At 37.4% G+C, this 7,763-nt stretch carries 11 protein-coding genes and 2 pseudogenes; 1 reads left to right on the forward strand and 12 read right to left on the reverse strand.

Translation table 11 applies throughout. The features are described 5' to 3' along the window. The 11 genes and pseudogenes from A9Z07_RS17075 to A9Z07_RS17125 form a co-directional block, all read right to left on the reverse strand. Window positions 1-424: pseudogene (locus tag A9Z07_RS17075) on the reverse strand (NADPH-dependent FMN reductase); the annotation flags it as partial. Window positions 425-576: 152 nt separating this feature from the next. Next, window positions 577-1,026: a hypothetical protein gene (locus tag A9Z07_RS17080; RefSeq protein WP_069579962.1), complete on the reverse strand. Its 450-nt coding sequence runs from the start codon at window positions 1,024-1,026 to the stop codon at window positions 577-579. Between the two features lie 315 nt (window positions 1,027-1,341). After that, window positions 1,342-1,839, reverse strand: coding sequence for a leucine-rich repeat domain-containing protein (locus A9Z07_RS17085; RefSeq protein WP_069579963.1), 498 nt, complete (start codon window positions 1,837-1,839; stop codon window positions 1,342-1,344). Window positions 1,840-2,063: 224 nt separating this feature from the next. Further along, window positions 2,064-2,615 carry a hypothetical protein gene (locus A9Z07_RS17090; RefSeq protein WP_069579964.1) on the reverse strand — a complete coding sequence of 184 codons (552 nt, stop codon included), beginning with the start codon at window positions 2,613-2,615 and terminating at the stop codon, window positions 2,064-2,066. 4 nt (window positions 2,616-2,619) lie between these two features. Further along, complete coding sequence (locus A9Z07_RS17095) at window positions 2,620-3,033, reverse strand: DUF1064 domain-containing protein (protein ID WP_069579965.1); 414 nt, start codon at window positions 3,031-3,033, stop codon at window positions 2,620-2,622. Between the two features lie 8 nt (window positions 3,034-3,041). After that, window positions 3,042-3,941, reverse strand: a complete 900-nt coding sequence (locus tag A9Z07_RS17100) for a phosphoadenosine phosphosulfate reductase family protein (protein WP_069579966.1) — start codon at window positions 3,939-3,941, stop codon at window positions 3,042-3,044. After that, window positions 3,938-4,860 (reverse strand): annotated as a pseudogene (locus tag A9Z07_RS17105) (helix-turn-helix domain-containing protein). Before A9Z07_RS17105 ends, A9Z07_RS17100 begins: the two are co-directional and overlap by 4 nt. Continuing rightward, a complete protein-coding gene (locus tag A9Z07_RS17110) occupies window positions 4,857-5,144 on the reverse strand; it encodes a hypothetical protein (protein WP_069579967.1) in 288 nt (95 codons plus the stop codon). The pseudogene A9Z07_RS17105 and the gene A9Z07_RS17110 overlap by 4 nt, the downstream one beginning before the upstream one ends. Continuing rightward, complete coding sequence (locus tag A9Z07_RS17115) at window positions 5,141-5,425, reverse strand: hypothetical protein (RefSeq protein WP_069579968.1); 285 nt, start codon at window positions 5,423-5,425, stop codon at window positions 5,141-5,143. The genes A9Z07_RS17110 and A9Z07_RS17115 overlap by 4 nt, the downstream gene beginning before the upstream one ends. 64 nt (window positions 5,426-5,489) lie before the next feature. Continuing rightward, the gene (locus A9Z07_RS17120; protein ID WP_069579969.1) at window positions 5,490-5,942 is read right to left on the reverse strand and encodes a phage regulatory CII family protein; all 453 of its coding nucleotides are present in this window, start codon (window positions 5,940-5,942) and stop codon (window positions 5,490-5,492) included. Between the two features lie 24 nt (window positions 5,943-5,966). Then, window positions 5,967-6,215, reverse strand: coding sequence for a Cro/CI family transcriptional regulator (locus A9Z07_RS17125; RefSeq protein WP_069579970.1), 249 nt, complete (start codon window positions 6,213-6,215; stop codon window positions 5,967-5,969). Window positions 6,216-6,323: 108 nt separating this feature from the next. Between A9Z07_RS17125 and A9Z07_RS17130 the strand changes: the two genes are divergently transcribed. Next, a complete protein-coding gene (locus tag A9Z07_RS17130; RefSeq protein WP_069579971.1) occupies window positions 6,324-7,013 on the forward strand; it encodes a helix-turn-helix domain-containing protein in 690 nt (229 codons plus the stop codon). A 2-nt stretch (window positions 7,014-7,015) separates the two neighbouring features. On the opposite strand, the gene A9Z07_RS17135 is transcribed toward A9Z07_RS17130, so the two are convergent. Next, the coding region (locus tag A9Z07_RS17135; protein WP_139126654.1) for an RES family NAD+ phosphorylase at window positions 7,016-7,763 on the reverse strand (748 nt) is incomplete at its 5' end.

The following is a 7,763-nucleotide window of genomic DNA, read 5'->3' on the forward strand; positions in this document are numbered from 1 at the left end:
TGAAAAACGTAAAAATATATGTTCGAAAAAATTCCCACTAACTGTAGAAAGCACCCTTCTTAATGAGCTTAGCATATCATCACCGCGCACTGATGCATGCACTAGAGCTATTGGCTTGTCTATAATTTCAATGCGAGAAACCATCCAATCAATTGCATTTTTAAGCCCCCCCCCCCGGTATCGCACGTATATATTCAGGACTTGAAATGATAATCCCATCAGCAGTAGCTACCACTTCAATGAAATTTTGTACCGCAGCAGGCGTTTTCTCCCCTTCATCATCTGGTGAAAAAATTGGTAGTAAATTTATTTGATGAAAAACAGAGATCTCGATTGATTGTGGTGCAAGTTCGCTCATAGCTTGCAATAAAGCAGTATTTGTAGATGCCTCTCTCGCACTACCTGAAAGAGCTAGAATTTTCATGTATTCCTTATACACCCTAACAATTCAAAAAATGAAGAGCTTTAACTTAACATATAAAGTAAAAGCCCCGCTAATAACATGTATGTCAGCGGGGTAAAGTGTACGGAAATGGGACAAACAACTTAGGTATGAACCAATAAAAAAATAATTTTTTAAAACTGATACTTATGATAAAGATATGCATAGTACATGGCATAAAGAATCATCCACAAAAAAGCAGTTAAAACGAGTGAAACCGCAGATATAGGTATCATATGAATAGACATGTCAGCTTTCTTACCAGTTTCGCGTTCAAATTTTTTTACTGAAAGATATCCTTTCATATTGCAAATCGCAAAAAATAAAAAAGGAATAAGAATTAAGCCAATAGAAAAATAGTCCTCCGGTGTAAATTTTTTATTTATGGCATCTTCACATTTCTGTTTTTCTACTAATTCAGCTTCAGTTAATTCCCGTTTAGATAATTTCCTCCAATAAGAATAGTAATCACTCGAAGCAAAATATGTCGAATCGCAATAATCTATAAATTTTTCTTTCGGGTTACGTTCATCCCCACTCCCTCCAAAAGATGAGGTGTGATTAAGCCTTGCTGTTGTTACCATATGGATGTACTTAGCACTTTAAAAATTTGTTCAAATTATAATAAGTAGTACGAAGAAAAAATTAAACAAACTTTTATTTTTATAGGACACTATTTAAAAAAAAGCTCACCTTTCGATGAGCTTTAATAGATTGGTCTCGGATGAACCGAACTACGACCAGTATATAAAAACTATACCTTAGTTTTCGTTAAAACGAAATACTCCATTTCTTTTTAATTCTGTTCAATACGAATACTTAACAATTCCATTTCTCAAATTGCAGACACAAAAAAAGAGCCCATCTTTCGATGGGCTCTTGAAATACTATTTTAAAAGTTAGATTGCAACGATCTTATCTGCAACAGTTGACCAGATAGGTGCTGCTTTATATAGGTCAACTGAAGCTGCTGGAACTTTCACGACTTCAACAACATTCCAATCAAATGGAATAAAAGAAAACTCTTCAATCAATACAGGAGGAACTGACGCAAGCACAGTAACCTCTGTTAATTTAGGACAAGCACCAAAAGCAAAGCTGCCAATCGATTCTAGATTTTCAGGTAGGGTTAAGCTTTCAAGTAAAAGCCAATTTTGAAATGCATTAGCCTGAATTTCTGTTAATGATTTAGGAAGCTTGAGAATAGTTGATGAAGCCCACCCTTGGAAAGCACCATTACCAATTTTAGTAACTCCTTCTGGAATTTCTAATGACTTTGCTTCAAACCAAGAACGGAAAAACGGCGGCATAATTTGAGTTACGCCCTCAGGAACACGCACATCTTCTTGTTCAATCATTTGTTTAATGAATAATGGTAAAGTCCAGCTAGAAGACATAATAAAAACCTCTTAATTTATTTATAAAGATGATCTGTATGAAGTAACAGATTTATGGTTAAAGCCTTTTTTATTGAGTTAATAAATTTTAGGCATAAAAAACCCCAATTAAGGGGCAATAAAAAAGCCCGCATAATGCGAGCTTTTTACGCTGAATCATATTTAATCTGCAATATGACCAGTATGTAAAAACTATACCCTAGTCTCCGTTTAAATGGAATCCCCTATTTTTCAATTTCTTTGTAAGTGTTCTTTTTATAATCATCAATCGATTTTCCTGCTTCCGAGATTGCAGATTCAATCGCAAGTATCATAAGCTTTTCATATGGTTTCCATGTCATGCGATAACCATCAACACTCATTTGATAACTTCGAATTCCTGCATAAGCTAACCGTCCTTTAGCAGTATAGTTTTCTTCAAGTTCTGGATCTAAAGCAAAATCCAATACCATTCGAGCAATTAACCAAGCAAGATGAAACATGGCAATCCTTTCGGGTTCTCTCTTCTTATCCTTTATGGCATTTGTAATAAGAATATTCGCCAGATGTTGTTGTACATATTCATAATCACTTTGCGCCTTCCCTTCAAATACAATCAGAGCTGTAACAGACTTTGCTAACTGGGTATCCATCGAAGCAATCGCACCCAAGCGATCCTGATAGTCCACTGGTTTCTCACCTGTACCATGAATAGATGGTTCCTGACTTGGTGAGCTCGCAGTTAAGCCATGAGCCAACCATTCAAATTGTTCAAACTTTGCAGCAGTTGCACTCATCAACTCATACCTCTCTCACATCAATATTTAAAACCGTTTTCATTAAATGCTTTTTGTTTCTATAGCTGTCTTTCTTTCTGGTCGCCTCTGATTTCACATCTTCAACAATGTATTGGCCTACAGCGTTGAAATAAGTGAAATCTGCAAAATAACGTAGTGCAGGCTTTGCTCGCTTTTCCCTTTCCAGTTTGGTTTTTGGTGCCAATTCAAACTTAGTGTGATGTTCTAAACCGTAAATTTCACCACGCTGCTGCATAGCCTTGAGCTCGATGTACCGCCGATATTCTTTTTTGCTGTCGAACGTCATGCCGTCCAGCTCAACCTTTTGTGCATTAAATTTATTTCGTTTAGCAGCCTTAGGCTTAACGCATTGCTTGAGAATTTCACGGCGGTACTGATCGATGCTCATTGTATTCATGCTCTACCTCACTCACATAAACCATATGCAGATGAACATGCTTTTGAATCTTCGGTTAATGAAATGAGATCATAATGTCTTCCCCCATGGGTGGTCTTAGACCACTCAACGAGCTCATGAATGCCATGTCCACGATAATCCGAAGTAAAGAAAGTAGCTGACTGGCGTTTTGAAACTAAAGCAACAATTCGCTCCCACTCAGCAACACGTTCAATTTCTTCAGGAAAGCGTTTTGCAATTTCTTTAAGTTCATCTTTATTACAGTTGATGCATGGCATACATCCAACACGTCCCATTCCTTGGATGTACAAAGGATTTGGTTTAATCCCCATATCAAAATGAGCTTGAAAGACATCCTTGGCAGACCATTTCAATATTGGGCGGTAGTTATAGAGCCCTTGAACTACCTCATTGCACTCTGGCAAATATCTGCGTTCTATAGATTCATCCGCACGAACACCTTGCCAAGATAGAATCATGTGGCCGTCATCCAGAATTGGATAAAACAACTGCTGGATCGGCTTAATCTTTAATTCCGAGGTACAAAAACGAGTGCGTGTTGATGGAAAACGACTTTTCCATAAACAAAGATCTAAAAATGGATTCCCAGTTGGTTTTAAAACTGAAAGTGCATTTTCAATGATTGATTCTGGTACCCCCTTTTCACGCCATTTAGTTTTTACATATTCCCGTTTATGCTGAATCTCGAAGCTAAAATCAGCTTTTACTTCCAGGATCTGAATGCCTAACGTACTTTCTAAATATTCCACGTACTCATAAGTTGCTGGGTGTTCATGCCCTGTATCAGCAAAAACCGCTTGTAAGTTCTCAACATCCCAGGCCATGGCTAGAAGCAAAGTTGCAGTTGAGTCTTTTCCGCCAGAGATCGACACAATATTATGTTTCATGCTGCATTCGCCTTGTGTTCGTTGCTGATGTTAATCAGGTGCTCAGCCCACTTCTTGAGGTTTGCAGGATCTTTAAGCATTAGCTCCAAACGCTTAGCCAATTGCTCATAGCTTTCGTTGCCTTCCGAGTATTTAGCGAACTCAGGTAAACGGGATAATTTACTTGCAAAGAAATGTCTTTGTTTGTCAGTTAAAGTGTTCTTGGATTTAGCTGGTTGCTTCTGGTTCGGTTGAGACGAGTTTTTCAATCGGTCCTGTTTTGCTTTCGCTTCAAGTAACCAGTTTGCAAAGTGATAAATCATGAGTTCATCACACATGCTCTTTTCCGCATTGAACAATTCAAATGCTCTTAGCTCACGGTTGAACCAAGTTGATGAGATGATCTCGTTTGTATCGATTTCAGGATTTGCTTGAGCAATTTCCAAACTCAATTTTTTTGAACAGAGCCAATGGTTTTTATTTCTAGATTCTATTGGAAGATTCTTTGGTAGATTCCGTGTACCAATATTGGTACTGTTTAATGGAAATGTTGGTACTGTTCCAATGCTGGTACTGTTTCAGAATCCGAGCCTTGGCTATCAAGGCTTTCATCATCTAAGTGTTCCAACGTTGGTACTGTTTGCTCACGACCTTGTACACCAATTAATCGGTACACAATTACCTGCTTGGTTCTACCCTTTCTCTCACCAGTATCAAAAATAACGCCTTCTTCAATCAGCTCTTCTAATATCTTAAAAAGTGTCTTTTTATTGATTTGGCAATCCTCAGCTAATCGTCCTGTACTCGGATAACAGCAATGCTGCTCATCCGCTCGATCAGCCATGGATAGCAAGACTAATTTCTTTAACGCTGGGGATGATCCACCTTTAACTTGAGTGAATTGCTTTTTCCAAGCCCAGACAGTTGCATCTAAACTCATAACTCATCCACCTTAGGTCTTAAATATCCGCCCATGTATTCAATCTTTTGGGCTTTAAACAAACTCGTTTCAATTTCTCCGGCCAAATGCAAAGTAATTCGACCACGGCGTGCGAGTTGCTGTCTAAACTCCTCACGTGTAATTGCCGCGTTCTCTTCGTTGTAACCACGTTTACGGAGATTAGCTTTGTTACGCTCAAGCAGATCGTTCAAAAGTTTTAATGCTGGCTCATACCAGGATTGGATCGCCTGAAGTTGCTTGTAATCAGGGAGTTTTGTATTCATGAAACCTCCGCTAATACTTGTTCAGTCTTCGAAAGGCGACGCTTTGCATTCAGCTCAGCAACTGATGCATGGCGTAATTCAGAATCTGCTGCTATTACACGTTCACCATTAATCAAAATGGTCACTCCTTTACTCAGTAGCCCACAAATGTCCTGAACAATGAAAAGCTCATCTGAGTCAAAAGTCCTATTGATGAATTCAAGAGGTGTATTTATGACAACCGTATCCCCCACAAGGAAATCGCTGTTGTGGGTTGATACTTCGTTTGATATATTGGTCATGTTCTAAATCTCTCCAGATGGATGAACGTGACCGCTAGCCTGTTCGCGCAGAAAAGCGGTTTTTTTATTTGTCCTGAATACAGGCATTAATTTGTTGCTCCAGCGTGGCAAGCAGTACATGCATGTCGTGTATGACCTTGGCCATCTCGATTGCCTCGCCTTTTGTTATTCGCCCATCCGCAAGCATTTCTCTAAATTGCTTGCTGACGTTGCCTTTCTTGATACCGATATTAAGAAACGTATCCATCAGGCAACTGTCTCTATGGCTCTCAGGTATATCCGGCAAGTCGATGGCAGATTTGCCATGTTCTGCACAGATCGCCTGAAGTATTCGGAAATCCCCTGTTATGCCCATCAGCTTTGTTGCTTCGAGTAAAGTCAGATGATGTGTTTCCGTATTTGGGTTGACCTTGCTGTTGAGCACCGCCGGGCTTTTAATGCTCATACGTGATGCAAGCGCATTTGCCCCGCCTTTAAAGTCGTGGACCGTGTGGTAAGCCGCATCTAATATGTTCATTGCGAGTCCTTTTGAACGTGTTTATTAGACGACTTGCAGAATAGTATTGCTGGCTCTGATCGGTTCTCTTAACTCAATCCAAATATCAACATACGTATCTGGAAAGATTTCTTTACGAGTACTAATTCCATTTTCTTCGGCAATTACAGCCAAGCGGATTTTGCGATCAGTAGGAATTGCCTTCCAGCCGCTAACTGAAGAAGGTCTTATTCCTAACAAGCGAGCAACGGCGTTACATCCACCCAAAGCTTCAATAAGTTGGTTGTCTGTCATGTCTAACTCCTAATTTCACAAACCAATTATTAGGTATTCCTTATTTTTAATCAATAGGAATACCTAATTTGTTTCATGTTAGGATTACCTAACTATTTGGATCAGATCATGAGAACATTAGCTGAACGTCTAAGATATGCAATGGAAGTATTACCACCTAAAAAAATTAAGGGGGTTGACCTTGCTCGCGCAGTTGGGGTTAAGCCTCCATCAGTAAGCGACTGGCTTAGTGGCAAATCTAAAACAATGGAAGGTGAAAATCTTTTAAAAGTTTCTAAGTTCTTAGGGGTAAATATTAATTGGTTAGCTACTGGTAATGGTTCACCTATAGAAAAAAACAAACAAGAAAAAGATGGGTTAGATAGCACTTTATTAAGAGACCATAATTTACAAAAAATTCCTCTATTAAATTATGCAGAAGTAGACTTATGGAAAAAGATTCAGTCTCACGAGATTGAACCTAAAAAACACACTTATACAGTCTCTTTCAGTAACGTACCTGAATCGTTATTTAGTTTAATTGTTCAAGGAAATAGTATGGAGCCTGAGTTTAAAGAAGGTGATATACTAATAGTTGACACTTTAACTCCCCCCAAACCAGGTAATTATGTAATTTCTATAAATGGATCACATGAGGCTCTTTTTAGAAAATATAGAGTAGCGTGTCATGATAAAAATGGAAAAGAGATTTTTGAATTAATACCAATAAATCAAGATTATCCAGTTATTTCTTCAATGACACATGATATTAAAATTATTGGTGTCGTAAAGAGATATATAAGAGATCTCAAAATTTAAAATTAGTTTCTTGTACTTATTACTGAAGATTGATGTTTTATTTTCACTGTAAAATAAGCCATATCTATTCCTTTGGAAAAGGATTTTTCAAAGAGAACAAGATTATTTCCCTCTTCAAATGAGCTTTTAAAAACTAATCCATCAAATCCGCATACCGTTTTAAAATACTCACATAAGAATTGCGTTGGAATATAATCTAAATAACTTTTATTTGGTAAGACTGGCTTCGACAACTCACTTGAAAAAATTTCTAATAAATCAATATACTTAAGACACTCTTCTAAATTATCACTTTCATGAATAAGAAAAGAGGCATCTTTTCTTGGGTTTGTTAAGTTCAATATCTTTAAATTACTAATAAGCTGGAAAGTACCAACACTTACTAAACAAGCATTACTTGGTCTAACTTCAGCGATAGCTGTGTCTTTATTATCCGCTAAATATAAATAAGGGATACCAATTGGATTAGCTCTTCCTGCTGTGGCTGTATTAGCTGGTGGGGCACCCATCTCATCTATACTTAACTTATTCTCATGAACTCTAGCTCTATAAAACTTTCTTCCATTTGAATACTCATTAGTTAATGATTCAATTAATAAATTGAATATATTAGTTTTGTTATTAACTTGATTGTTAAATAAATCTTTGTACAAATTGGTTTGAGTGAAAAATCTATTTTTCTCTTTAATTTCACATGAAAATTCTTCCCAAAATTTCTTAATATCTTCTGCATTAGGGATACTATATGTA

The organism is Acinetobacter sp. YK3, assembly GCF_001729365.1.
Taxonomy (GTDB): domain Bacteria; phylum Pseudomonadota; class Gammaproteobacteria; order Pseudomonadales; family Moraxellaceae; genus Acinetobacter; species Acinetobacter vivianii.

Excerpts from the sequence above, each read along its gene's own strand:
- A9Z07_RS17115 (WP_069579968.1), bottom strand. The coding sequence starts at position 5,425 with ATGACCAATATATCAAACGAAGTATCAACCCACAACAGCGATTTCCTT.
- A9Z07_RS17125 (WP_069579970.1), bottom strand. The coding sequence starts at position 6,215 with ATGACAGACAACCAACTTATTGAAGCTTTGGGTGGATGTAACGCCGTT.
- A9Z07_RS17095 (WP_069579965.1), bottom strand. The coding sequence starts at position 3,033 with ATGAATACAATGAGCATCGATCAGTACCGCCGTGAAATTCTCAAGCAA.
- A9Z07_RS17130 (WP_069579971.1), top strand. The coding sequence starts at position 6,324 with ATGAGAACATTAGCTGAACGTCTAAGATATGCAATGGAAGTATTACCA.
- A9Z07_RS17100 (WP_069579966.1), bottom strand. The coding sequence starts at position 3,941 with ATGAAACATAATATTGTGTCGATCTCTGGCGGAAAAGACTCAACTGCA.
- A9Z07_RS17080 (WP_069579962.1), bottom strand. The coding sequence starts at position 1,026 with ATGGTAACAACAGCAAGGCTTAATCACACCTCATCTTTTGGAGGGAGT.
- A9Z07_RS17120 (WP_069579969.1), bottom strand. The coding sequence starts at position 5,942 with ATGAACATATTAGATGCGGCTTACCACACGGTCCACGACTTTAAAGGC.
- A9Z07_RS17110 (WP_069579967.1), bottom strand. The coding sequence starts at position 5,144 with ATGAATACAAAACTCCCTGATTACAAGCAACTTCAGGCGATCCAATCC.
- A9Z07_RS17090 (WP_069579964.1), bottom strand. The coding sequence starts at position 2,615 with ATGAGTGCAACTGCTGCAAAGTTTGAACAATTTGAATGGTTGGCTCAT.
- A9Z07_RS17085 (WP_069579963.1), bottom strand. The coding sequence starts at position 1,839 with ATGTCTTCTAGCTGGACTTTACCATTATTCATTAAACAAATGATTGAA.